The organism is Pseudoalteromonas sp. ATL1, from assembly GCF_058933015.1.
This window is the reverse complement of record NZ_JBZYXL010000001.1, coordinates 2,104,504-2,127,581: the sequence shown is the minus strand read 5'-3', so window position 1 is coordinate 2,127,581 and position 23,078 is coordinate 2,104,504. Positions and strand designations below refer to the sequence as shown.

General features: G+C 42.2%; 25 protein-coding genes and 9 tRNA genes. 6 read left to right on the top strand and 28 right to left on the bottom strand.

Going from position 1 to position 23,078, the window contains the following annotated elements:
• Window positions 1-79 precede the first annotated feature (79 nt).
• Together AC5FX4_RS09620 and AC5FX4_RS09615 are read right to left on the bottom strand one after the other, a co-directional pair.
• Window positions 80-1,105, bottom strand: coding sequence for a GGDEF domain-containing protein (locus tag AC5FX4_RS09620; RefSeq protein WP_493606190.1), 1,026 nt, complete (start codon window positions 1,103-1,105; stop codon window positions 80-82).
• A 185-nt stretch (window positions 1,106-1,290) separates the two neighbouring features.
• Window positions 1,291-2,334 (bottom strand): alkene reductase, encoded by a 1,044-nt coding sequence (locus AC5FX4_RS09615; RefSeq protein ID WP_493606189.1) that lies wholly within the window; start codon window positions 2,332-2,334, stop codon window positions 1,291-1,293.
• A gap of 147 nt (window positions 2,335-2,481) precedes the next feature.
• Between AC5FX4_RS09615 and AC5FX4_RS09610 the strand changes: the two genes are divergently transcribed.
• Window positions 2,482-3,063: a TetR/AcrR family transcriptional regulator gene (locus AC5FX4_RS09610; RefSeq protein WP_493606188.1), complete on the top strand. Its 582-nt coding sequence runs from the start codon at window positions 2,482-2,484 to the stop codon at window positions 3,061-3,063.
• A gap of 173 nt (window positions 3,064-3,236) precedes the next feature.
• Here the strand turns inward: AC5FX4_RS09610 and AC5FX4_RS09605 are convergent.
• From AC5FX4_RS09605 to aspS, 23 genes are all read right to left on the bottom strand, one after another.
• Window positions 3,237-3,326, bottom strand: a tRNA-Ser gene (locus AC5FX4_RS09605).
• Window positions 3,327-3,422: 96 nt separating this feature from the next.
• Window positions 3,423-4,463, bottom strand: a complete 1,041-nt coding sequence (gene nadA, locus AC5FX4_RS09600; protein ID WP_493607800.1) for a quinolinate synthase NadA — start codon at window positions 4,461-4,463, stop codon at window positions 3,423-3,425.
• A gap of 122 nt (window positions 4,464-4,585) precedes the next feature.
• Window positions 4,586-4,661 (bottom strand) — tRNA-Lys (locus tag AC5FX4_RS09595).
• 151 nt (window positions 4,662-4,812) lie between these two features.
• A tRNA-Lys gene (locus AC5FX4_RS09590) sits at window positions 4,813-4,888 on the bottom strand.
• Window positions 4,889-4,915: 27 nt separating this feature from the next.
• A tRNA-Lys gene (locus tag AC5FX4_RS09585) sits at window positions 4,916-4,991 on the bottom strand.
• A 25-nt stretch (window positions 4,992-5,016) separates the two neighbouring features.
• Window positions 5,017-5,092: transfer RNA gene (locus tag AC5FX4_RS09580), tRNA-Lys, on the bottom strand.
• 28 nt (window positions 5,093-5,120) lie between these two features.
• Window positions 5,121-5,196 (bottom strand) — tRNA-Lys (locus tag AC5FX4_RS09575).
• Between the two features lie 27 nt (window positions 5,197-5,223).
• Window positions 5,224-5,299, bottom strand: a tRNA-Lys gene (locus AC5FX4_RS09570).
• 25 nt (window positions 5,300-5,324) lie between these two features.
• Window positions 5,325-5,400, bottom strand: a tRNA-Lys gene (locus AC5FX4_RS09565).
• Window positions 5,401-5,425: 25 nt separating this feature from the next.
• Window positions 5,426-5,501: transfer RNA gene (locus AC5FX4_RS09560), tRNA-Lys, on the bottom strand.
• 152 nt (window positions 5,502-5,653) lie between these two features.
• Window positions 5,654-6,409, bottom strand: coding sequence for a tol-pal system protein YbgF (gene ybgF / locus AC5FX4_RS09555; protein ID WP_493606187.1), 756 nt, complete (start codon window positions 6,407-6,409; stop codon window positions 5,654-5,656).
• A gap of 17 nt (window positions 6,410-6,426) precedes the next feature.
• A complete protein-coding gene (pal, locus tag AC5FX4_RS09550) occupies window positions 6,427-6,960 on the bottom strand; it encodes a peptidoglycan-associated lipoprotein Pal (protein ID WP_493606186.1) in 534 nt (177 codons plus the stop codon).
• Between the two features lie 41 nt (window positions 6,961-7,001).
• On the bottom strand, window positions 7,002-8,357 hold the full coding sequence (tolB, locus tag AC5FX4_RS09545) for a Tol-Pal system beta propeller repeat protein TolB (protein WP_493606185.1): 1,356 nt from the start codon (window positions 8,355-8,357) through the stop codon (window positions 7,002-7,004).
• A 9-nt stretch (window positions 8,358-8,366) separates the two neighbouring features.
• Window positions 8,367-9,296, bottom strand: a complete 930-nt coding sequence (gene tolA / locus AC5FX4_RS09540; RefSeq protein WP_493607799.1) for a cell envelope integrity protein TolA — start codon at window positions 9,294-9,296, stop codon at window positions 8,367-8,369.
• An 11-nt stretch (window positions 9,297-9,307) separates the two neighbouring features.
• The gene (gene tolR / locus AC5FX4_RS09535) at window positions 9,308-9,733 is read right to left on the bottom strand and encodes a protein TolR (RefSeq protein WP_476292881.1); all 426 of its coding nucleotides are present in this window, start codon (window positions 9,731-9,733) and stop codon (window positions 9,308-9,310) included.
• 1 nt (window position 9,734) lies between these two features.
• The gene (tolQ, locus tag AC5FX4_RS09530; protein ID WP_493606184.1) at window positions 9,735-10,421 is read right to left on the bottom strand and encodes a protein TolQ; all 687 of its coding nucleotides are present in this window, start codon (window positions 10,419-10,421) and stop codon (window positions 9,735-9,737) included.
• 801 nt (window positions 10,422-11,222) lie between these two features.
• Window positions 11,223-12,230, bottom strand: a complete 1,008-nt coding sequence (gene ruvB / locus AC5FX4_RS09525) for a Holliday junction branch migration DNA helicase RuvB (RefSeq protein WP_493606183.1) — start codon at window positions 12,228-12,230, stop codon at window positions 11,223-11,225.
• A 4-nt stretch (window positions 12,231-12,234) separates the two neighbouring features.
• On the bottom strand, window positions 12,235-12,852 hold the full coding sequence (gene ruvA / locus AC5FX4_RS09520; protein WP_493606182.1) for a Holliday junction branch migration protein RuvA: 618 nt from the start codon (window positions 12,850-12,852) through the stop codon (window positions 12,235-12,237).
• A 7-nt stretch (window positions 12,853-12,859) separates the two neighbouring features.
• Window positions 12,860-13,381 carry a crossover junction endodeoxyribonuclease RuvC gene (gene ruvC, locus AC5FX4_RS09515; RefSeq protein WP_493606181.1) on the bottom strand — a complete coding sequence of 174 codons (522 nt, stop codon included), beginning with the start codon at window positions 13,379-13,381 and terminating at the stop codon, window positions 12,860-12,862.
• A gap of 119 nt (window positions 13,382-13,500) precedes the next feature.
• Entirely contained in the window at window positions 13,501-13,806 is a 306-nt protein-coding gene (locus AC5FX4_RS09510) for a TfoX/Sxy family protein (protein ID WP_493606180.1), read from the bottom strand.
• Window positions 13,807-13,963: 157 nt separating this feature from the next.
• Window positions 13,964-14,536, bottom strand: a complete 573-nt coding sequence (locus AC5FX4_RS09505; RefSeq protein ID WP_493606179.1) for an NAD(P)H-dependent oxidoreductase — start codon at window positions 14,534-14,536, stop codon at window positions 13,964-13,966.
• 144 nt (window positions 14,537-14,680) lie between these two features.
• Window positions 14,681-14,947: a MerR family transcriptional regulator gene (locus tag AC5FX4_RS09500; protein ID WP_493606178.1), complete on the bottom strand. Its 267-nt coding sequence runs from the start codon at window positions 14,945-14,947 to the stop codon at window positions 14,681-14,683.
• 98 nt (window positions 14,948-15,045) lie between these two features.
• On the bottom strand, window positions 15,046-16,821 hold the full coding sequence (gene aspS / locus AC5FX4_RS09495; RefSeq protein ID WP_493606177.1) for an aspartate--tRNA ligase: 1,776 nt from the start codon (window positions 16,819-16,821) through the stop codon (window positions 15,046-15,048).
• Window positions 16,822-16,990: 169 nt separating this feature from the next.
• Between aspS and AC5FX4_RS09490 the strand changes: the two genes are divergently transcribed.
• Entirely contained in the window at window positions 16,991-17,839 is an 849-nt protein-coding gene (locus AC5FX4_RS09490) for a DUF72 domain-containing protein (RefSeq protein WP_493606176.1), read from the top strand.
• 100 nt (window positions 17,840-17,939) lie between these two features.
• On the top strand, window positions 17,940-18,134 hold the full coding sequence (locus AC5FX4_RS09485) for a hypothetical protein (protein WP_493606175.1): 195 nt from the start codon (window positions 17,940-17,942) through the stop codon (window positions 18,132-18,134).
• 80 nt (window positions 18,135-18,214) lie between these two features.
• Here AC5FX4_RS09485 and AC5FX4_RS09480 read toward each other — a convergent pair whose 3' ends face one another.
• Window positions 18,215-18,643: a GFA family protein gene (locus AC5FX4_RS09480; RefSeq protein ID WP_493606174.1), complete on the bottom strand. Its 429-nt coding sequence runs from the start codon at window positions 18,641-18,643 to the stop codon at window positions 18,215-18,217.
• A 79-nt stretch (window positions 18,644-18,722) separates the two neighbouring features.
• Here AC5FX4_RS09480 and AC5FX4_RS09475 point away from each other — a divergent pair, with 79 nt between their 5' ends.
• Window positions 18,723-19,226, top strand: coding sequence for a M48 metallopeptidase family protein (locus tag AC5FX4_RS09475; protein ID WP_493606173.1), 504 nt, complete (start codon window positions 18,723-18,725; stop codon window positions 19,224-19,226).
• On the opposite strand, the gene AC5FX4_RS09470 is transcribed toward AC5FX4_RS09475, so the two are convergent.
• Both AC5FX4_RS09470 and AC5FX4_RS09465 read right to left on the bottom strand, forming a co-directional pair.
• Window positions 19,206-20,477, bottom strand: coding sequence for a lipopolysaccharide biosynthesis protein (locus AC5FX4_RS09470; RefSeq protein WP_493606172.1), 1,272 nt, complete (start codon window positions 20,475-20,477; stop codon window positions 19,206-19,208). The two genes, AC5FX4_RS09475 and AC5FX4_RS09470, sit on opposite strands and share 21 nt — an antisense overlap.
• 14 nt (window positions 20,478-20,491) lie before the next feature.
• Window positions 20,492-21,181, bottom strand: a complete 690-nt coding sequence (locus AC5FX4_RS09465; protein WP_493606171.1) for a DUF3334 family protein — start codon at window positions 21,179-21,181, stop codon at window positions 20,492-20,494.
• A gap of 117 nt (window positions 21,182-21,298) precedes the next feature.
• Between AC5FX4_RS09465 and cmoA the strand changes: the two genes are divergently transcribed.
• Both cmoA and cmoB read left to right on the top strand, forming a co-directional pair.
• On the top strand, window positions 21,299-22,024 hold the full coding sequence (gene cmoA, locus AC5FX4_RS09460; RefSeq protein ID WP_493606170.1) for a carboxy-S-adenosyl-L-methionine synthase CmoA: 726 nt from the start codon (window positions 21,299-21,301) through the stop codon (window positions 22,022-22,024).
• A 10-nt stretch (window positions 22,025-22,034) separates the two neighbouring features.
• Window positions 22,035-23,003 (top strand): tRNA 5-methoxyuridine(34)/uridine 5-oxyacetic acid(34) synthase CmoB, encoded by a 969-nt coding sequence (gene cmoB / locus AC5FX4_RS09455; protein ID WP_493606169.1) that lies wholly within the window; start codon window positions 22,035-22,037, stop codon window positions 23,001-23,003.
• Window positions 23,004-23,078: the final 75 nt, after the last annotated feature.

Here is a 23,078-nt window from a genome sequence, read left to right as displayed (position 1 = left end):
GAATGACTGAAGAATGTAGCATTTTATAAGTGTTATAGGCCAATGTTCAGTGTAAGATATTTGCAAACTTTATGATAGATTAAAACAGGTCAACACCCGAACCATCCTCACCCTTTGCATCATCTACATCTTGAACCAAATCATCAAAGAAACAGACCCTGTCACGGCCGTGAGCCTTTGCATGATAGAGGGCTCTATCCGCATTTTCCAAAACATGGATCGGGAAGTCGTAAGGGCCAATTTTCGACATGCCAATACTCACGGTTAATCCGTTGACAAACGGAAACTTCGTCGTGCGTATTAATTGCATAAATTCGTCGAGTAATAACTTGATGTCTTCGAACGTGGCTGGTTCAAATACCAATACAAATTCTTCGCCACCAAAACGAAATAGCAAGTCGGTTGGCCGGAAAAAACTATCCATTGTTTGTGCAAGCACGAGTAGCACTTCATCACCGCATACATGCCCATAGTTGTCGTTCACTTGCTTAAAATGGTCAATATCGAGCATTGCAAGCCACGACACGGTTTCTTTATGTTCTTTTGTATTTTTCACCGCCTTAAGCGTTTTATGATGTTTGACTACTTGTTTTTCAATCAATTGCTTAAGCTTTTTATCGAAGGTTTGACGATTTAAAAGCCCGGTTAGTTTGTCTCTTTCGTTTTCATGTAGGATGATTAGGTAGTTTTCATAAATACAGCAAAATGCGTTGAGTAAAACCTGCTCTGAGCTTGATAAGCTATTTGAAACGATTGCAATTGCACCAACAGGACGGTCGCTAAACTTTATGGGTACCCAACGCTTTTCTATACCATCTTTGTTTTGAACAGTAATAGTACAGGCCGATTGCAAACAAGACACTAACTCCGTACTTGGCTGCTCTAACTCGTCGCTCTCAGACCAAACATATTTTTTATTATCAACAACTTTAAGCCTGAGGTTCCGTTCAACATGAAGCGTATCTTTCGAAGAGATTGCTTTATATATGCAAACCTGCTGACAACCAATAAATTCGTGTATTGTCGAGAGCAAGCTCGACTCTAAAGAGTCAACATCGCGGGTTTTAGTGAGTTTAACAACTGAGTTAAGTAATTCTTCTTGCATGCTCCGCCCTAGATATACGCCAGTATTGGTCAAAAAAGTAAATTGGTTTAGCTTTGACAGACTTCTAGAGTATAGACGGGATATTGGGTAATGCTTTGTGTGCAAGTGCGAAGAAAAAGTGAAACATAAAAAAGGAGGCTTACGCCCCCTTAGTGGTACTTAATGGGTAAATACAATTTTGCTGTTTAGACTAATTCGGCGAGCATTTCTTCACTGTATTGCGTCAACGGCGCCTCGCTTTTTACTTTGCTGATATAGTCTGGATTTGCTATGAATGGACGACCAATTGCGACTAAATCAAAGCGTTGCTGAGCAAGTGCTTGAGATGCCGTTTCTGGCGTAAAACCACCAACCCCAACCAGCGTACCTTCATAGCGCTTACGCATATAATCAGAAACGCGACCGCCTAAATACTCAAACTGCATGTTGTCATCAAAAATGCCAACATGTACAAATGCAAGTTCACGTGAATTCAACTTGGCTAACAGATAATCAAATACCGCTTTATCTCTGTGATCGGCTTCCATATTGAAGTATGCACCAGGAGATAAACGCAAACCGACGCGCTGCGCGCCAATTGCATCAGACACGGCATCAACAACCTCTAACGCGAAACGCGCCATGTTTTCAGGGGTTTGCCCATATTCATCATCACGTTGATTCGATGAATAATGTAAGAATTGGTCAATTAAATAGCCATTCGCACCGTGGATCTCTACCCCATCAAATCCTGCCTCAATGGCGTTTCTTGCGGCAGTCGCGTAATCAGCAACTAATTGCTGTATTTCTTCAACTGACGCCGCTTTTGGTGTTTGATAAGTTAAATCGCGCATTCTTGGCACTGTGCCTTCAACACCAATCGCTGAAGGTGCGAGCACGTCACCTTCACCAAAGAAGTATGGGTGAGCAACACGACCAACATGCCAAAGCTGAGCAAAAATTTTACCACCGGCATTGTGTACGGCGGTAGTGACTTTCTTCCAGCCATCAATTTGAGCTTGTGTGAACAACCCCGGCGTATTTGGATAACCTTGGCCGTCAGGGCGAATAATTGTTGCTTCGCTGATGATCAATCCTGAATCAGCTCTGCGTGCATAATACGAAGCCATTGTGTCCGTCGGTACCAATCCCTCGTCAGCCATACAACGAGTTAAAGGCGCCATTAAAATACGGTTATTCAACGTGAGTGTGTCGTTGAGCTTATATTGCTCAAATAAAACTGCTGTCATAAATCCTCGCTATTGTTCACTGAACAGGTCTTTTTCTTGAATGTACGCTCAAGATACACATTCTTGAATAAACGTTCAAGAAGTATTTTTGAATAAACAATCAAATTAGGTTAAGATCCTCTGAGTAAACCAACTAAACTCCCCCGTATGAGAAGCGCAGAATTCGATAGAGAGCACGTTTTACGACAAGCCATGACGGCTTTTATGCAATATGGCTACAGTAAAACCAGCATGCAAAAATTAACTGAAGCCACTGGACTGCATCCCGGTTCAATTTATTGTGCGTTTAAAAACAAGAAAGGGCTTTTGCTCGCGTCAATTGAGCAATACCAAAAGGATAAGAACGCGCAATTTGAGCAGCTTTTTTCCAAGCATAGCAATTTAAGAACTGCGCTAGATGCCTTTTTGAGTGATATTGCACAGCCTTGCGCTAGCAATGAAGCGACCAAAGTATGCTTACTGACTAAAACCTTATCTGAGATAGACGGGCAAGACGATGAAGTCACCCAAGTTTTGGCGAACAACTTAAGTGCCTTTGAGCAATCATTAGAAAACGTGTTAAGTAAAGCGATAGCATCTGGTGAAATAAGCGCTCAGCCTAGCGCTAAAGATAGAGCCCAGTTTTTAGTGATGGGCATTTATGGATTAAGAACCTATGCCAGTACGAGTAATGACAGTCAAGCGTTGATTGGACTAAGCAAACAGTTACTTGATCATGTATTGAGATAACACAGACAAACTTATGCCAATCCGCTTAACTAAATGATCTATTTTGAGGCAAAAATTTCGTGATTCAGTTGTTCTAAATAATTAACTGTTATTGCGGATTAGTATTAAATTTCAGACACAAAAAAAGCGCTTATTTAGCGCTTTTTTTGATTGCTCAGCAAGCAAAGAATACATGGCGGAGAGGGAGGGATTCGAACCCTCGATAGGGGTTAGCCTATACACGAGTTCCAGTCGTGCGCCTTCAGCCACTCAGCCACCTCTCCGCAAGCACCTAAAGTGCGGGGCTAATACTATGAAAAGCAACACACTTTAGCAAGCTGTTTTTCCAGTTGAGCGCTTAGTTGCTCAACTATCGAACATTATCTTTGTAAATTTGCCGAAAAATCCAACATACGGTTTAATGAGCGAAGTGCACCTTCACGTAATTCCATGTCTACAAACACTTCTTTTCCTGTCGCATCAAGCAATGCTTCTTCGATAGCCTTTAAGCCATTCATAGCCATCCAAGGACAATGCGCACAACTCTTACACGTCGCACCTTCACCCGCCGTTGGCGCTTCAAAGAACTCTTTCTCTGGGCACAACTGCTGCATTTTGTAAAAAATGCCTCTGTCGGTCGCTACAATAAACTTTTTGTTGTCCATTGTTTGCGCTGCTTTGATCAGTTGGCTGGTGGAACCCACTGCATCAGCAAGATCAACGATCTCCGCTGGCGATTCTGGGTGAACCAGCACTGCGGCATCAGGGTGAAGCCCTTTCATGTCTTTTAATGCTTTGGTTTTAAACTCATCGTGAACGATACATGCGCCATTCCACATGATCATATCAGCACCGGTTTTCTTTTGAATGTAAGAACCTAAGTGCTTATCAGGGCCCCAAATGATCTTCTCGCCTTGCTCGTCTAAATGCTCAACAATTTCAAGCGCACAAGACGACGTCACAATCCAATCAGCTCGTGCTTTTACAGCCGTTGAGGTGTTGGCATACACCACCACTTTTCTGTCTGGGTGTTGATCACAAAAGGCTGAAAACTCATCAATTGGACAACCCACGTCAAGAGAGCACGTTGCTGCCAAAGTGGGCATAACAACCGTTTTATTCGGCGTTAAGATTTTTGCCGTTTCGCCCATGAAACGAACACCAGCCACAACGATGATATCGGCATCATGTTTTGCGCCAAAACGCGCCATTTCTAATGAATCGGCAACACAGCCGCCTGTTTCTTCAGCCAAAGCCTGAATTTCAGGGTCAGTATAATAATGTGCCACTAAAACCGCGTTTTTTTCTTTCAACAACGATTTTATACGCGCTTTGTACTCTGATTTTTCTGCATCATTTAAAGGCGCTGGCTTAGGAGGAAAAATGTAATCCTCAGGCATGATTTGTTCAGCTAAACTCATTTCTCGACCACTATAGTCACATTGCATAATTGCGGCGAATTATACGTAAATACGCGCAATAATCCTAGTGAGTGACGGTTATAAGAAGAAATAATTAAGAATATATGAAGGCAAAATATGAATGGTGGGTCATGATGGACTTGAACCATCGACCAATGGATTAAAAGTCCACTGCTCTACCAACTGAGCTAATGACCCGCTCTGAGTAAAAGTGCCATTTAATTCGTCCTGAAGCTTGGGACCGGCTCGTCGTCCTGACTCGCGTTCTCAACACTGCGAAACTTTGTTTCGGTTGTTGCTCACCCAAATGAGCTAATGACTCGCTCTGGAGTATCGATAAAAGAATGAATGGTGGGTCATGATGGACTTGAACCATCGACCAATGGATTAAAAGTCCACTGCTCTACCAACTGAGCTAATGACCCGCTCGGGAATATCGATAAAGTATTGAATGGTGGGTCATGATGGACTTGAACCATCGACCAATGGATTAAAAGTCCACTGCTCTACCAACTGAGCTAATGACCCGCTCGATATCAATAAAATTTGTAAATGGTGGGTCATGATGGACTTGAACCATCGACCAATGGATTAAAAGTCCACTGCTCTACCAACTGAGCTAATGACCCGCTCGGGTTATCCTAAAAACGTTAATAGTGGTGGGTCATGATGGACTTGAACCATCGACCAATGGATTAAAAGTCCACTGCTCTACCAACTGAGCTAATGACCCGCTCTGTAATATCGAAACTCATTGAAGTGGTGGGTCATGATGGACTTGAACCATCGACCAATGGATTAAAAGTCCACTGCTCTACCAACTGAGCTAATGACCCGCTCGATATAAAACGTTTTTGTAAATGGTGGGTCATGATGGACTTGAACCATCGACCAATGGATTAAAAGTCCACTGCTCTACCAACTGAGCTAATGACCCGCTAGGATAACATTTACAAATTAAGTGGTGGGTCATGATGGACTTGAACCATCGACCAATGGATTAAAAGTCCACTGCTCTACCAACTGAGCTAATGACCCACTTAGTGCAGCAGTTTGATTTGAACCAATCGCCTGCTGCGGGCGCTTATAATACTTATTTAAAAAATGAGTGCAACTGAAATACGTAGTTTTTTTCAGTTTTTGTGTCTAAGCGTCTAATTTTAAACCATTGTGACACAAATTCATGCTATTTATATCTTCGCCAAGCGCTCTGTTGCTAATTTAGCAGCAGTTGTACTTGGGTACTCCGCTATTAAAGTATTCAAAATTTGTTTTGCTAAATCTAACTTTTCGAGCTTTTCATACAAAGTGCCTAACTTGAGCATTGCATCTGGACGCTTGTTTGATTCTGGAAACTTCTCTACCACCAGTTTAAAGTGTTCAAGCGCATTTACATCGTCGTTCTTTATCGTCAACAATTGACCAAGCCAGTAATGTGCATTTGGAATATAAACCGATTGCGGGAACGATGTTAGAAAGTTTTGGAATTCTGGGATCGCCGCATCATAACGCTTATCCTGCATGATCAAGGCAACAGCTCTATCGTACGCTTCATTCTCAGATAAATCATCGCTCACAGCTTGTGACGTATCGATTGCACTGGTTGCAGCAACAGATGTGTTGTTTTGCTCGTAAACCTTGGATACACGATTTTCAATTTCTTGATACAGCTCACGCTGGCGTTGCAATACTTTTTCAAGTTTATAGCTTTGTTCTTCAGTTACACCACGAACTTGGCTCACTTCATCTTGTAGTAAGTTAAGCTGTTGCTGCAACTCAATTTGCAACAAGTTACGCGTTTTCATCATACGCTCTAATTGCGCAATACGTTCTTCTAATGTACCTGCGGAGGTATTTGCAGCTTCAGAAACAGGAGCGGGAGCAGCCCAAACATGGGTGCTCCCGCTCAGTAACAGTAGAGCTGCCAAAATAGTATTCGGCTTCATAATCTCTCTTTACTTTATTAGTATACAAGCACCGCTCGACGGTTTTTAGCAAACGCTTCTTCAGTGCGAGACTTAATCATCGGCTTTTCTTCACCATAGCTCACAACAGAAATTTGGCTTGCTGATACGCCTAAGCTTTGAAGATACTTAGAAACAGCGATACCACGGCTCTCACCCAATGCGATATTGTACTCAGGTGTACCGCGCTCATCGGCATGACCTTCAATCAATACTTTTACGCTAGAGTTTTTAACCAAGAAATCTGCGTGTGCTTGTAGAAGCTCAGCATATTGGCTTTGGATTGTCGACTTATCAAAATCAAAGTAAACAATTTGCTCTTGGCGTAGTGCTTCATATTTCTCACGTAGCTTTTCTTCTGCTGATTTTTCACGCGAAATAGTGTTTACATCTACTTGATTGTTTGCGTCAGTTGCAGCTTGGTTGCTTTCATTAGCAGCACCTTCATCAACACTTGATGATGAGCTACATGCAGCTAGCGTCATTACTGGTAAAGCTACCAATAGCGCTTTTAGAGTTTTGTTAAGTTGCATCGAGTATATTCCTATTTGTAAATTTCAAACCAGCAAAATTGTTATAAAAACGGCGACCAAGCCGGTGCCTTAACCTGTCCATTTGATACTGGAAGTCGTGCTTTAAAACGACCGTCCATAGACACTAAAGCTAATACCTGCTTATTATTGTGTAACGTACTATAAATAATCATTGAGCCATTTGGTGCAATACTTGGAGACTCATCTAAACGAGTCCTAGTTAACACTTGAAACAACCCCGATCCTAATTCTTTTTTAGCAATATGATATTTGCCTAATGTTCTATTTACCATCACCAGTTGTTGCCCATCCGGTGTGATTGAACCCGCTAAGTTCATATCGCCGTCAAAGGTAATTCGTTTTGACCTACCAGTTTGTAAATTTAACTTATATATCTGGGCATTACCACCCCTTTCAGACGTATACACAATTTCTTTGCCATTTGGATGCCAAGATGGCTCAGTATCTATGCTACGGTGCTTAGTTAAACGCCTTGTTTGTTTGGTTTTAAGGTCCAGTAGGTAGACTTCTGTTGCACCACCTGCATCTTTGGATAGCACAATCAATAATTGCGTACCATCCGGCGAAAATTGTGGCGCACCATTAATGCCTGGAAAACTCGTCAAGATTTCTCGTTTCCCGGTGTACAGATCTTGCAAAATAATCTGTGATTGACGATTTTCAAACGTGACATAAGCGAGCTTATTACCATCAGGTGACCATGCTGGTGACATTAATGGTTCTTTAGAACGCAACAATACTTGCTCGTTATAACCATCGTAGTCAGCTACCACAAGTTGATATGGCTTTTCTTCTTCCTCGCGTACAATCACATACGCGATTTTAGTACGAAAAGCACCGCGCTCTCCTGTTAACGCCTCATAGACAACATCACTGATTTGGTGTGCATAGCGTCTAAAACCATCGCTGGTAATGATGCTCTGCCTCGCTTCTTGAATATGATCTTGGCTTTTCATAAGCTGACCATTAGTCATCATACGTGTTTCGCCACCGGTAATTTGTGCGCGAATAACGTCAATAAGCTCATACTTTACAAGGTAGCGACCACCTGGCTGTTGCTGAACACTTCCCACAACGATTGCTTCAACGCCTTTAGAAACCCATGCGTTGTAGTCTACATCTTCATCACTGGTTGGCATTTGCGGCATATCAGCCAACGCCAATGGCTTAAATTTACCACTACGCGTCAAGTCTGCAGCAATCACATCGCTTAACTGCGAGGGTACTTGACCAACACCATCATATTGGAAAGGGACAATGGCGATTGGACGTGCGCTATCAACACCTTCTGTGATGACAATCTCAAGCACCGCATGTGCAACGCCTTGCATGCCAAACGCGGCTATTATCAACAAGGTTTTTAGTCGGTTAAACATGAATATCCTTTATAGTTCTGGTTTAATTGTTAGATTTATATTCTTAAGCTTTTCAAACACGTCTTTTTCTTTCGAAACAGGTAACGTATCAGCCATGCGTACTGCTCTTAACGCGGCGTCACACACTATCTTATCGCCACCCAACGAGGTTACACTGGTTACAAGACCGTTAAATGCCAAACGAATATTCACTCGACATTCTTTGCCACGCATTTTCTCATCAGTTAACAAGTTTTGCTGTATACGTTGTGTGATCAATGCTTGATACTTTTCAACTTCTGTCAACACTTGTTGTTGTCTGATGCGATTACGAGCAGCCTGCTCTTTTGCTAACTGTTCCTGAAGCGCTTTTTCTTCAAGTGCTTTTTGTCTCGCTTGTTCAGCCTCTTCAGCTTTACGCTTTTCTTCAGCTTCTCTGCGTTTACGTGCTTCTTCAGCTTTGCGTAACGCATCTTCTTCCGCCTTACGTTTATCAGACGCCGCTTTGGCTGCTTTTTCTGCCGCTAGCTTTTCTTCTTTCGCTTTTTGCGCTTGCTCACGCTCTTTTTTCTCTATTTCTCTGGCTTTTTTCGCTTGCGCTTCAGCTTTGCGTTTCTCTTCTTCTTTTGCTTTACGTTGTTGCTCTAGCTTTTTGATCCTTCTTGCTTCGGCTTCTCGCTCTTTACGCGCTTGTTGAGCGCGCTGCTCAAGATCTCGAATACGCTTCTCTTCCGCACGCTTCTTGGCGTCTTCTTGCTGTTTAAGCTGTGCAATTTTTTTCTCTACCGCTTGCTGATCCACAGAAATAGCCGACACTATTTTTTCACTTTGTTCGTTTTCTGGGACGTTCAGCTTCACTTCCATCACTGTTGGTTTTGACGGTTTAAAAGTAGCAGTAGCGAAAAGAAAACCACCGATTGCCAAATGCAAAAGCAAAGATTTGATTAACCCACTTTGTATCGACTCCATGGTTATTCCTCAAAAGACTTTGTCATTAGGCCAACGGAAGGCACACCGGCATTCTTCAAAAAGTCCATGAGCAGCAAAACTTCTTGATAGGATACTTTGCCTGACCCCTTGATCATTACCGGCGTATCTGGATTTTGTTGTAATTTTAATTTGATAACCGCAGCCACTTCCACGGCATCCATAGGTGCCTCAGGATCTGTGCCCACACTCACGTAGTATCGACCTTGAGCATCAATACTAGCAATGATTGGCGGCGCATCTTTGGTTTCAACCAAATCAGACTCTTGCATCTGAGGCAGATCTACTTTTACGCCATGGGTAATAAGTGGTGCCGTCGCCATAAAAATAATAAGCAATACCAACATCACATCTATATATGGAACAACGTTTATCTCAGCAACTGGGCGACGTTTCTTACGCACATACATATTACTTGCCCTCTACTGAACTCACTTGACGGTGTAAAATGTTTGAGAACTCTTCCATAAAGTTAACGTACTGTGTTTCTGCCTTTTCTACATTTTTTGCATAACGGTTATAGGCCATTACCGCTGGGATCGCCGCAAATAGCCCCATTGCAGTTGCAATAAGCGCTTCGGCAATACCTGGTGCCACCATCTGTAAAGTTGCTTGTTTCACTTCACCCAAAGCAATAAAAGCGTTCATAATACCCCAAACCGTGCCGAATAAGCCGATATATGGACTAATTGAGCCCACTGTTGCAAGAAAAGATAGCCCTGATTCCAGTTTTTCAAGCTCTCGAGATAATGCAACGCGCATGGAACGGTGCGTACCCTCTATCACTAAACCAGTCGATTGAGTATTTTGTTTTTGATGACGAGCAAACTCTTTAAATCCTGCAATAAACATAGCTTCTAGACCCGAAGCTGGTGTGCCTTTCGCATTGAGTTCGCTATACAGTTTGCTTAAATCCATACCTGACCAAAACTTTTTCTCAAAGTCCTTTGCTTCGTTTACAGCGCGTCCAATCGCACCTTTACGTTGAAAAATTATGGCCCAAGAGGCAATCGACATCCCAACTAATGTAAGCATCACTAACTGAACTAGTAAGCTTGCTTTTAAAATAAGATCAATAAAATTGAGTCCCGATTCCACTTTTTAATACTCCTAATATGATGTGTTTCGACTAGTCAGTCTGTAATTCACTAAATTGACTGTAAACGACTCTAAAGGTTCATTTAGTTTACTCACACATGCAGGTGCTTACAATCTCATTCCCATGAATTACGGTTAATTGACGACAAAGCGTGCAAAAAAGTAACAACAGTCTTAATGACTATGAAAAACTAGTTATAAAGAATTAGTTTAATAATTAATCACCAGCCAAAGGGTGCGTATTTATTATTAATAAATGCATAAATCTAGCAGTTTATGCAAAAACACCGAATAAACTCACAAAACCAAATTGGTAAGACCATTTAACAACAAATAAACTAATGGTCACAAAAATACGCAAAAACAAAATAGTTTATATTTTTCATTGTGTTATACAATCATGATGTGTGAATTTTCACCACATTAAAATCATCAAAACATTCTTGATATTAGTTTTTTTAATTTGAAAAAACAATTTTTCTAGTTTGATAGAAATCACAAACCTCTTTAATATACACCCTGTACTGAGCAAGCAGCATGAATCATGCAAAAGCACAGTTATTGGTAATATGATTTCTGATTTGTCGTATTACTTTTGATAGATGAGCTTGGGATAAAACCTAAGTGCATTTATCAGTTCCCTGGATTACTTCCTTCAACTTGTTGTTTTGCCCGCTTTATTAGCGGGCTTTTTTTTGCCTGAAATTAGCCGCAAGTGTACCTCAGTAGTCTTAACGCCCACTGAAAATAGAGGGAAATGGTTGGGTGTTCCGGGTGGTTTAATTAAAAAAAACCCAGTTTTCACTGGGCTTGAGGTGTTAAATTAAAGTGCAGGTAAGCTGCATTTGAGGCAATCCGCCCTCTTGGTGTGCGCTGAATAAACCCTTGTTGGATCAAGAAAGGTTCTATCACATCTTCTATCGTTTCGCGTTCTTCACCAATGGCTGCCGCCAAGTTATCTAAGCCAACAGGGCCACCAGTGAATTTTTCAATAATGGCGAGCAAGTACTTTCTATCCATGTAGTCAAACCCACATTTGTCTACATCGACCATATCCAGTGCCTGTTGTGCGATTTCGGCAGATACTTTACCATCCCCTTTTACTTGGGCAAAATCACGCACACGCCTGAGCAACCTATTAGCAATTCGTGGCGTTCCTCTAGAGCGCTTTGCCACTTCATCTGCACCTTCAGGGCTAATTGTTAAATCTAAATAATAAGCTGAACGAGAGATTATTTTGGATAAATCAGCTACAGAGTAAAACTCTAAGCGCTGCACAATGCCAAATCGATCTCTTAATGGCGATGTCAAAGAGCCTGCGCGAGTCGTTGCACCAATCAAGGTAAATGGCGGCAAGTCTAATTTTATGGAACGCGCAGCGGGCCCTTCGCCAATCATAATATCCAGCTGATAATCTTCCATCGCAGGATATAAAATCTCTTCGACTTGTGGACTTAATCGGTGAATTTCATCAATAAAGAGTACGTCCCCTTCCTCTAGGTTGGTCAGGAGCGCAGCTAAATCACCCGCCTTTTCTAATACCGGGCCTGAAGTCGTTTTAATATTCACTTCAAGTTCGTTGGCAACTATATTCGCCAACGTGGTTTTACCAAGACCTGGCGGTCCAAATATCAACAAATGATCAAGCGCTTCTTCACGAGAGCGTGCAGCCTCAATGAAAATCTCCATTTGTTTTTTAACATGTGGCTGACCCGTATAATCGCTCAGTAACTTTGGCCTTATTGCCCTATCGACAACATCCTCGTTACCTTGTACTTCTGGTTCTATTAATCTATCGGCTTCAATCATAAGGTTACATCATCGATTTTAGGGCTTCTTTAATCAGTGCCTCTGTACTCATATCAGGCTGTGACACATTTTTCACCGCTTTTTGTGCTTGAGCTAGTTTATAGCCTAATGCGAGCAAAGCGGCAACCGCATCATCTGCGGGGGTGTCTGCTACCGTTGGGTTTTGCATTGGCTCAAGCACTGTTGCATCGCTAAACGGGGTTAGTAGATCGTGACCAAAGTCTTTCAGCCTATCTTTCATTTCAAGCACAAGACGTTCTGCCGTTTTCTTGCCTACACCCGGGATCTTAACCAAGGTGGTTGCATCTTCATTGTTTACACAAGAGATGAATTGCTCTGCCGACATGCCCGATAAAATAGCTAAGCCAAGTTTAGGACCAACACCGTTCGCTTTAATCAACTCACGAAACAAAGCTCGCTCTTTTTTATGATTAAAACCAAACAACAATTGTGCGTCTTCGCGTACAACAAAGTGCGTGTATATTGCGGTCTGCTCACCTACATTTGGCAATTCATAAAAACACGTCATCGGCATTTGCACTTCATAGCCAATGCCAGATACGTCTAGTAGTATTTCTGGCGGTTGTTTTTCTAATAGCGTACCACTTAATCTTCCGATCATGCGTTTTCTACCTTAATCTGCGTCGTACGGTTTTCGTTGCGCTACCCGCTAAACGAATTAAATTTTGTTCTGAGTGAGCATGACAGATTGCGATGGCCAGTGCGTCTGCCGCATCAGCTTGAGGGGTACCAGGTAACTTTAAAATACGTTTTACCATTTCTTGCACTTGCGCTTTTTGTGCGCCGCCTGTCCCAACAACCGCTTGCTTGACCTGTCGCGCTGAGTATTCATGAACAGGCACATCTTGCATCGTGGAAGCAACTATCGCAGCACCTCTTGCTTGTCCAAGTTTCAATGCGGAATCGGGATTATGCGCCATAAAGACTTGTTCTATGGCAAAGCTGGTCGGATTAAACTGTTCGATGAGTTGGCTCACACCTTGATAAATCATTTTTAACCGTATTGGGAAGTCATGCTCCCCCAACTTGATACAGCCACTCCCCAAATACCTAAATTTACTGCCTTGGTGTTCTATCACCCCATAGCCAGTAAAACGAGAACCAGGATCTATACCTAAAATAATCGCCAATATAATCACTCATTTATTGGTTTTTTAGCATAATGCCAAAATACTGTATGAATTACCAGTTATATTGTTTATGTGCATCTTGGTATCAGCCCGACACTATGCTGTAATAATTCGTTCTTTCAAGGTTGCTCAAACCCTTCTCTATTTCCCTCAAACAGCTTATCTAGCTCGTCTAAACCGTCCAATGCCATAATGAGCTGTTCTTTTTGTGTTTTGGCGACAAGCTGCCAGCTTTTATCTTCAATGGCCCCCACTAAAGCATAAAGTAAATTCAGACTAGGCGTTGACCCTGTGTGTTGCTTTACTTTTTGAAAAGCACCTATCGCACCTAGCTCTATTAATTCAGTAACGGTACTCACCCCTGCTTCTACAAGCATTTGTTCTGATTTTACGCCAAGTCCTCGCAGCTCTCTTAATTTTTTCATGACTCCACCCAAATTTGGTTTGCTCTTTTCTTCATACTCATGACCAATCTCTAGCACACAATGTTTTGATGACTTACTGATAGGTCGAGCCATCAAAACATTTAAACTATATTAGAAGCCAACAGTAACAGAGATACCTTTGTGCTAATTGCTATCCTCAATCATGACATGCTCCCAAACTTTTAACTTCATCAACCCACCGCTGTTTGACTAATGCTGTCTCAGAAACGACAGAACCAAACATCGCTACATTGGCCTTTTTAACACCACAAAATTGGAGAGTGTAAACATCCAATTGCGCTAAGACAGGCTCTGTTTGACTTTGCATATACTCTTTAGGGGCATCCATGGTAATAATTAACCTTGACGATTTTCCAGTCAGAAGTTGCTGCGGGTAAGGGTTCTCTTTTTCATATTTGAACGCAAAATCGGGTAACAGTGTACGGTCAAACAACCCTTTAAGCTTTGCTGGTAACCCTCCCCACCAAATAGGCAAAACAATCACGATATGCTCAGCCCATAATAGTGCCTTTTGGAACTCAACTAAGCACGGCTCAAGAACTTGCGTTTCATCATATCCATATTCAAGGTTTTGATTAAATTCCATATCATGTAAATCAAAACGCCAAACTTCCGCGCCCTCTTTTGCTGCAATGTGGTAGGTATCTGTCAGCACTGCACAAAAGCTCGATACTTTAGGGTTACCGTTTAAAAGTAGTATGTGTTTCATTGCTATCTTCCTCTATTAATAACAATGAAAGCTTACGGTCTTCCCTTAGGGGCAGAGTCAAGCACTTTTCGGGCATGATTGTATCTCACTCATGCAACGCTCAATTTTCTCAACGTTATTAGTCAAAATTGCGATTTTTGCTTGTTACTCGCTTTTTAGCGCTTCTAAAAATGAATAAACTCTATTCCAATCAATACCTTGGTCTTGATACACAATCACTCCTTGTAGCCTAGATAGTGTCACACCTAGTGATTTTGCTTCTTTTATGAGGGTGAGCACCTCTACATCTGATTTTGAGTAAACGCGATATCTACCATGACGTGCAGGTGGCTTAATTAACCCTTTTTCTTCATAGAGCCTAATCGCCTTCACCGACAATCCTGTTTTTTTGCCTACTTCACCTATGTACACAAGCGACTTCCTTATTAATTGAGTGACTTTGCCTAATTTCTCTTTTTAAACACACAAAAAAGGCGACCTAAGTCGCCTTCTTAAATAGCTTTATTCACTTACTCGCTTTCTAGCTGTGCTTGCTCAACACTAATCGCAAGCTCTTTAAGCGCATCTGGATTTGCAACACTTGGCGCATTGGTCATCAAACATGACGCCTGCGTAGTTTTCGGGAATGCGATAACGTCACGAATGTTATCAGTACCGCAAAGCAACATCACTAAACGGTCTAAACCAAACGCAAGACCTGCATGCGGTGGTGTACCGTATTTCAACGCGTCAAGTAAGAAACCGAACTTGTCTTGTTGCTCTTGCTCATCAATTCCCAAAATTCTGAATGCCGCTTGTTGCATTTCGTTATTGTGGATACGTACAGAACCACCGCCCACTTCATAGCCATTTAGCACCATGTCATAAGCATCTGAGATAGCACCTGCTGGATTTGCTTCTAACTCGGCAGCATTGATATCTTTTGGTGCAGTGAATGGGTGGTGAACCGCGTGCAATGTACCTTCATCGTCTTCTTCAAACATTGGGAAGTCAACAACCCAAAGTGGGGCCCACTTGTTTAAATCAGTCAATTCAAGATCTAAACCTACTTTTAGACGAAGTGCACCCAGCGCTTCATTTACAACATTACGCTTATCGGCACCGAATAGAATGATGTCGCCGGTTTGCGCATTGGTACGCTCAAGCAGCGCAGTGATCACAGCTTCGTTTAAGAACTTAGCGATTGGAGATTGAACGCCTTCAACGCCTGCATCACGGTCATTAACCTTCATCCACGCCAGACCTTTCGCACCGTAAATACCGACAAACTTAGTGTATTCGTCAATTTGCTTACGAGAAAGCTGCGCACCACCAGGAACCGTTAGCACTGCTACACGACCTTTTTCGTCGTTTGCTGGCGCTGATAAAACTTTAAATTCAACGTCTTTAACTAGGTCAGCAACATCGACTAATTCCATAGGGTTACGTAAATCTGGCTTGTCAGAACCAAAACGGCGCATCGCTTCGCTGTATGGCATTACAGGGAATTGACCCAAGTCTACGTTGAGTAGCTCTTGCCACATTTCACGGATCATTTGCTCCGTAATTGCACGCACTTGATCAGACGTCATGAATGACGTTTCCAAATCGATTTGGGTAAATTCTGGCTGGCGATCAGCACGTAAATCTTCATCACGGAAACATTTTACGATTTGGTAGTAGCGGTCAAAACCTGACATCATTAGCAACTGTTTAAATAGCTGCGGAGACTGAGGCAATGCGTAGAAACTACCTTTATGAACGCGGCTTGGTACTAAGTAATCACGTGCACCTTCTGGCGTTGCTTTTGTCAGTACTGGTGTTTCGATGTCTAAGAAATCGTTTTTGTCTAAGAATCGACGCACAAAGCTACTTGCTTTTGCGCGTAACTTAATACGATCGCTCATTTCTAAACGACGTAAGTCTAAGTAGCGATACTTAAGACGGCGCTCTTCTGAGTTTTGCTGGTTGAAATCCAGTGGTAAAGGCTCTGCACGGTTGATGATAGTCAAACCGGTGCCTAAGATTTCCACTTCACCGGTGGCCATATCTTTATTCACTTGGCTCTCAGGGCGAGCTCGAACGACCCCTTTAACCTGAACACAGAATTCTTGACGCAATGTATTTGCTACATCCATCAATCCTTCAACTTCAGGATCAAATACAACTTGCACTAAACCTTCACGGTCACGCAAATCGATGAAAATTAGGCCACCTAAATCACGGCGCTTGTTGATCCAACCGCATAGTTCTACTTCTTGTTCAACGTGGCTTTTGTTTAAGTTTCCGCAATATATTGAGCGCATAGTCTTCCTGTCTCTCAGTTACACCAAGCGGTAACTGGCATTAATATGAAAAATTATCGGCGATTATATAAAAATACCCGACTTGATGTCATCCTTGATCCCGTTTTGTTTCTAAATTTCGTGAACTTTATTACACTGGCGTCATCATTTAAGCAAAACAAGCTCAATTATGTTATACCTTGGCTGCCCACAGTGGAGTTCAGCGCACTGGAAAGGACGCTTTTTTACGACTCACTGCCAAAGCAATAAAATGCTCCAAGAATATGGGCAAATATTCAACTCTGTTGAGGGCAACACCAGCTTTTACGCTGATCCCAAACCTAACACCATTGAAAAGTGGCGAGATGACGTACCTGAGCACTTTCGTTTTACCTTTAAAATTCCTAAGCGCTTTTCCCATGAAATGGCGCTGCAAAACTGTCAGCAAGGCATAAGCCACTGGTTGCAGCTATTTGAACCTATTTTCGACAAACTGGGCATGGTGATGTTACAGCTGCCTAAAGCATGCGGTCCAGAACATTTGCCTAAAATCATCGATTTTTGTTCACTACTGCCTAAAGAGCTGACACTAGGCATAGAAGTTCGTCATTTAGGGTTTTTCGACAAGTCGGATAACGAACGACATTTTAACCAATTTTTAATGGCAAATGGTTACAACCGCATCATGATGGACACACGACCTTTGTTCAGCGAACCTGCAAACACCCCTGCAATCATCGATGCTCAACAAAAAAAGCCGAGAGTGCCGTTACATGTGATAGCAACAAGTAACTCGCCATTGATACGTTATGTTGGTTGTTCAGACTTAGAAGCCAATCGCGCCTTTTACCACCCTTGGCTCAACAAGATAAATCACTGGTTGGATGAAGGGAAAACACCCTATGTGTTTTTCCATACCGCGGATAATTATGACGCCCCTCTTCTGGCACAGCAGTTTGTGAGCGACTTAAACAGAGAAGACATCAGGCTTGGCTTGTTTCCCGCTGACCAGCAACCTCTGCAAAATAGCTTTCTTTGAGCTTTCGCTTTGTCTTTTTAAACTAGTGTCAAAAATTACAGCTTTTTCGATGATTAGAAATACGCACAATGGAGTTGTCTTAAACCAAAAGGAAATAAAGATGCTAAAAATAAACAAGAAAAAGTTAAAAACTCTGTCAGAAGACAAACAAACATTACCTAATAATGCCACTCGCAAAATTGCTGGTGGAATATCTGGAGATCATGTGTGTTGTTTTTCAGAAGATTGCCAGATACAACGTGTTGGCGAAAGTGGAGGTAACTCACGCGCTTCAGATTGTTGTGCGGCGTTATAAAGCCATTTGATCGTGGAGTAAGAGCGTCTCTTGCTCCACTTTTAACACGATAAACACATTTTTCAATAGGTTATTTAACCTCAGCTGCGGATAACAGTTTTGATAGCTCGGCTAGGCTCAAATTCTTCGTAGTGAGGTAAACTTGCATCGAGGTCTTCCCAATTCGCCTTACTGGTAACAAAGTTGTGAGACATAGGTCGCTCAACGATATCCGAGTCTAATATGCCTAATCGTAATCTTAATTTATTTGGTAAATCGTCATTAGAGCTAAACAAAGGTGAAGCGCAGTGCGCACAAAAATGGCGCTTTCGGCCAGGCTTGAATTCAAAAGACTTCACGTGTTCAGCCCCTTTTACCACGTTCAATTCATGCGTATTTACAAATCCATTAGTCGCATAGGCAGTACCGGTAGACTTACGACACAATGAACAGTGGCAGTGGATTATATCGCTAATTTTACCGGTAATTTGTAGCTCAACTTGACCACATAAACAACTCGCCTGATACATCGGCTCTCCTTGAAATTACTCGTGTTTGTTTATTAATGCATTATACTGCTCGACATTATTTGTACCAGAGGTAACCACATTGGATTTCACACGTTATTTTGCTCACTATCCAAGCACCATCCAATCACAAGTTGAACAACTGATTTCCTCAGGGCAAATTAAATCATACTTCGAGCGTAAGTATCCTCACGGCCACCAATTACAAAACGAAAAAGCCCTATATGAATTTACCAATCAGCTAAAACAGCGTTATCTGAAAAATGCGCCAAAACTGAGCAGTGTTAAGTACAAAAAACAACAAGACTTAGTGAAAAATGCACTAGGTACGCATACTTTTAAAAGCCACCAGCACGGCGGAAAACTAAAAGCCAAGCATGAAATTGCCATTGCATCCCAACTAAAGCAGGCGCCTGAAGCACTATTGAAAGTACTGGTTGTGCATGAACTTGCCCATTTCAAAGAAAAAGATCACAACAAAGCGTTTTATCAGCTGTGTTGTCATATGGAACCTGATTATCACCAATTGGAGTTAGAGTTGCGTTTATTTTTGGTATTACAAGAGTTAGATTTGAGCTTTTACTGAGGCTGGCGTCAAACCAAATAAGCAATACACGCTCAGATAACCTTTACGATATACCAAACAAGCCCTTACGCCAGCACCGAGCACAAAACCCAAGCTAAAGGCAATCACTAATCCAATAAGGCCAAATTGCGATTGTAACAACCAGGCTAACAAGACCGTGATAGACGTAGCGATTATCAGGACCCACAAGTTATAAAGCGGCTCACCAATTAGCTTGATAACATTGGTCGTGCACATTCTTAAGGGTGTCACGAGTTGTGACAGCAACAAGATCATCAGCAGGGTGTGGCCTGAGCCGAGTTCTGGCTCTTTATATAAAGCCAATAACGGATATGCAATTAGCATGAGTAGTAACACAAAAACTAAGTTACATAACCAAAACAAGCGCATTAATTGACTGACTTTGTGCTCATCTAATCGCTCTGACAGTAACATTGGCTTTAGCAATATCGCGAAAGCATTCGACAAAATGGCCATCAATCCCGCAATCACAACAGCAGGATAAAACACGCTTACGGCCTTAGGTCCTAACCAGTGATGAACTAACAATACATCTAACTTAGCAACTAACGCAGCCCCTGCACCACTAGCTAACAAGGTGAGTGATGACTTGCACCAATGCTTAGTATGATATGCGGGTTTTTGTTTTTGTAGTAAAGGTAATATCAAGAAAAACTGCAATACGACCACTGTTCCTACGCTAATCACCAGAGATTGGCATACCGTTGCCAAATGCAACTGCCCTTGCTGCCAATACAAATAAGCACACGTTAAAGCGGTCAATATTTCAAATAAACATTGCTGTGTAAGCAAACCTCTGCGTTTTTTATCAAGCGCCAGTAAAAATGCGGCCTGACACTGCATCAGTGCCCCCAAAGGTACAATTAGAAGTAAGTATTCCAAATGCTCCTTGGTCAGTTGATGAGGAGAAAAATAAGCGTAACCTAGCACCACAAAGGCAGCGAAAATAATACCAAAAACTAAAGCGACTGAAAGATAGACGCGTTTGAGGCCTTGCAACATGGCATGTTGCTGATCTTTATAAAGCGGATGCGCTAAGCGCATTAACGATGAAGAAAAACCCATACTGGCAGGTAATAAAAGGACTTCGCACAGAGCGAGTAAAGCTGCAAAGGTACCGAAATGCTCGGCACCCATAAACTTTGCGAGCAGCAAAGTCATAACAACTCGACTTATGTGATTAAGCCCTGTGAATGTGCTCAGTGCTAAAACTTGCTTTAGTACGTCCATGTATCAATGTGAGGTTATAGACCCAACTCCGACATAAAGTCGTCATCAGCCATGTCGTCGGCATTTTCTTGCGCTTTTTTCTCATCCTTTTTAGCATCTTTTGATGCTTGGCTTGCAATGATGGTGTCAGGGTCAACCGACTCAGCAATGTCAAAATCATGCAGCTTAATAAACTCGGTTTTATCCATAGCAAGCTCAAGATAGAAAATGTTCTGATTTTGCGTGGTAAAGGTAACGCGACGAGCCTGAGGTCTGTCCATCGTGGTATCAACTGATATCTGAACCTGTTTATTAATCGCCATCATTTTTGGCTGGTTTTGCGTAATTGATGTGTGCAGTTGTTCACGTACTTTACTTGTAAAATCGCCCACAATTTGGTTCATCAACTCACCCATTACATTGGATACGTCGTCCGATAAATGGCTGTTTGCAATTTCTTCTTCAGGCATGCCCATATTGCGCATGTAATCTTGATATATTTCCATTGCCGCTTGCGCGGTAAAATTAGTTACCACCAACCCTGTAAAACCGCCATCAAATAGCACAAAACACCCAATATCTGGACGCATACAAGTACGGGTGATCTTTTGTACCATTGCTGAATACGCAATTTGATTTCCACTTGCTGATGAGAGTACTTCAGTCACTGAACGACATAATGTTGAAAGTATGTCTTCGGTACTAACCACTTTATTTTTCGTCATTATTTGTCTCTTTGCTTACTTCTTTTTATTAATAGTAGCCAAGCTACTCAATTTATCACTGACTATCCAGCATAAAATGTTAAAATAGCATGATTATTTGGCAAGAGAGACAAAATTGTGACTGGCAAAGACAGTATTTATGCCACTGAGCAACAAGTAAAAGACTTCAGCTTTGATGCCAACGTCGTTGAAGTATTTCCTGATATGATCCAACGCTCTGTTCCGGGCTACGCAACCATCGTCAGCACCATGGGTAAGCTGGCGGGACAATACGCACAAAGTAATTCAAATTTGTATGATTTGGGCTGCTCTTTGGGCGCCGTAACGCTCAGCATGCGCCGTAATATCGCAAAAGAAAGTTGCGAAATCATCGCTGTTGATAATTCGAAAGCCATGGTTGAACGCTGCAAAATGCATTTAGGTGGCTTTAAGTCAGATGTACCTGTCGATGTGCAATTGGGTGACATTACCGAGTTAGACATTGAAAATGCCAGCGTTGTGGCAATGAATTTCACCTTGCAATTTATTCCTAAAGAGCAGCGTGAAGCGGTACTAACGAGCATTTACAAGGGCCTAAAACCGGGCGGCGTTTTACTATTGAGTGAAAAAGTAAAAGGCGAAACCGATCAGCAAGACAATTTGCTCATTGACCTGCACCATGATTTTAAACGCCACAATGGCTACTCTGAGTTAGAGATAAGCCAAAAGCGTACAGCGATTGAAAATGTGATGAGACCGGATAGGTTAAGCACGCACATGGCTAGGTTAGAAAAGATTGGGTTTAAGCAGACCCAAGTTTGGTATCAGTGTTTTAACTTTTGCTCAATGGTAGCAATTAAATAACGGAGCAAAAATGCACTCTTGGTTTAGCGATTTTTACGCAGCGATTGCGAAAAGCCCTCTTAGTCATTGGCTTGATACGCTGCCTGCACAATTAACACACTGGCAAAATGAAGCGCAGCACGGTGATTGGCCGAAATGGGAAAAAGTACTTAAAAACTTGCCAGAATCAACTACTGAGCATATCAACATAAAGGACAAAGTTGAGTTTGGTCTTGCTGAAGAGCTATCTGAAGGCCATATCAAACAGCTGTCGCATTTACTTAAGCGCATGATGCCTTGGCGCAAAGGGCCATTTAATATTCATGGTATTCATATTGATACCGAATGGCGTAGCGATTGGAAGTGGGACCGACTTTTACCACATATCAGTGACTTACACGGGCGAACTGTATTAGACATTGGCTGTGGCTCGGGTTACCACCTTTGGCGTATGCGCGGCGCTGGCGCTAACTTCGTGGTGGGGATTGATCCCTCCGATCTATTCTTATCTCAGTTTCAGGCTATAAAACATTTTAACCCTGATCCTAATGTTCATCTGCTGCCGCTAGGCGTTGAGCAGCTACCACAACTAAAAGCATTCGATACGGTATTTTCAATGGGTGTACTTTATCATCGTCGCTCTCCGATTGATTTCTTGGCACAGCTCAAAGCCCAGTTGCGCACAGGTGGTGAACTTGTGTTAGAAACCTTAGTCATCGAAGGTGATGTAAATACGGTTCTGGTGCCCACTGATCGCTATGCAAAAATGCGTAACGTGTGGTTTATTCCAAGCACCGACGCACTCTCTTTATGGCTAGAACGTGTTGGCTTCAAAAACATCAAAGTCGTTAATAAAGATATCACATCGCTCGACGAGCAGCGCCGTACGCAATGGATGGAAACTGAGTCATTAGCTGATTTCTTAGATCCAAATGACCCGAGCAAAACAATTGAGGGTTATCCTGCACCATTGCGTGCAATTTTGACCGCTCAAGCTTAGTAAAACACAACGCGAAAAGGCCCTCTATTGGCCCTTTCGCACTTTACCTCATATCACTCCTTCACTGAATTTGTC

Bases quoted from the DNA above. Each gene is read 5' to 3' on its own strand.
- AC5FX4_RS09510 (WP_493606180.1), bottom strand. From the start codon at position 13,806: ATGAAAAAATTAAGAGAGCTGCGAGGACTTGGCGTAAAATCAGAACAA.
- AC5FX4_RS09465 (WP_493606171.1), bottom strand. From the start codon at position 21,181: ATGACGAAAAATAAAGTGGTTAGTACCGAAGACATACTTTCAACATTA.
- AC5FX4_RS09490 (WP_493606176.1), top strand. From the start codon at position 16,991: ATGTTATACCTTGGCTGCCCACAGTGGAGTTCAGCGCACTGGAAAGGA.
- AC5FX4_RS09610 (WP_493606188.1), top strand. From the start codon at position 2,482: ATGAGAAGCGCAGAATTCGATAGAGAGCACGTTTTACGACAAGCCATG.
- tolR (WP_476292881.1), bottom strand. From the start codon at position 9,733: ATGTATGTGCGTAAGAAACGTCGCCCAGTTGCTGAGATAAACGTTGTT.
- AC5FX4_RS09480 (WP_493606174.1), bottom strand. From the start codon at position 18,643: ATGTATCAGGCGAGTTGTTTATGTGGTCAAGTTGAGCTACAAATTACC.
- cmoB (WP_493606169.1), top strand. From the start codon at position 22,035: ATGCACTCTTGGTTTAGCGATTTTTACGCAGCGATTGCGAAAAGCCCT.
- ruvA (WP_493606182.1), bottom strand. From the start codon at position 12,852: ATGATCGGAAGATTAAGTGGTACGCTATTAGAAAAACAACCGCCAGAA.
- AC5FX4_RS09485 (WP_493606175.1), top strand. From the start codon at position 17,940: ATGCTAAAAATAAACAAGAAAAAGTTAAAAACTCTGTCAGAAGACAAA.
- AC5FX4_RS09470 (WP_493606172.1), bottom strand. From the start codon at position 20,477: ATGGACGTACTAAAGCAAGTTTTAGCACTGAGCACATTCACAGGGCTT.
- nadA (WP_493607800.1), bottom strand. From the start codon at position 4,463: ATGAGTTTAGCTGAACAAATCATGCCTGAGGATTACATTTTTCCTCCT.
- pal (WP_493606186.1), bottom strand. From the start codon at position 6,960: ATGCAACTTAACAAAACTCTAAAAGCGCTATTGGTAGCTTTACCAGTA.
- tolB (WP_493606185.1), bottom strand. From the start codon at position 8,357: ATGTTTAACCGACTAAAAACCTTGTTGATAATAGCCGCGTTTGGCATG.
- ruvB (WP_493606183.1), bottom strand. From the start codon at position 12,230: ATGATTGAAGCCGATAGATTAATAGAACCAGAAGTACAAGGTAACGAG.
- AC5FX4_RS09615 (WP_493606189.1), bottom strand. From the start codon at position 2,334: ATGACAGCAGTTTTATTTGAGCAATATAAGCTCAACGACACACTCACG.
- aspS (WP_493606177.1), bottom strand. From the start codon at position 16,821: ATGCGCTCAATATATTGCGGAAACTTAAACAAAAGCCACGTTGAACAA.
- AC5FX4_RS09620 (WP_493606190.1), bottom strand. From the start codon at position 1,105: ATGCAAGAAGAATTACTTAACTCAGTTGTTAAACTCACTAAAACCCGC.
- AC5FX4_RS09505 (WP_493606179.1), bottom strand. From the start codon at position 14,536: ATGAAACACATACTACTTTTAAACGGTAACCCTAAAGTATCGAGCTTT.
- ybgF (WP_493606187.1), bottom strand. From the start codon at position 6,409: ATGAAGCCGAATACTATTTTGGCAGCTCTACTGTTACTGAGCGGGAGC.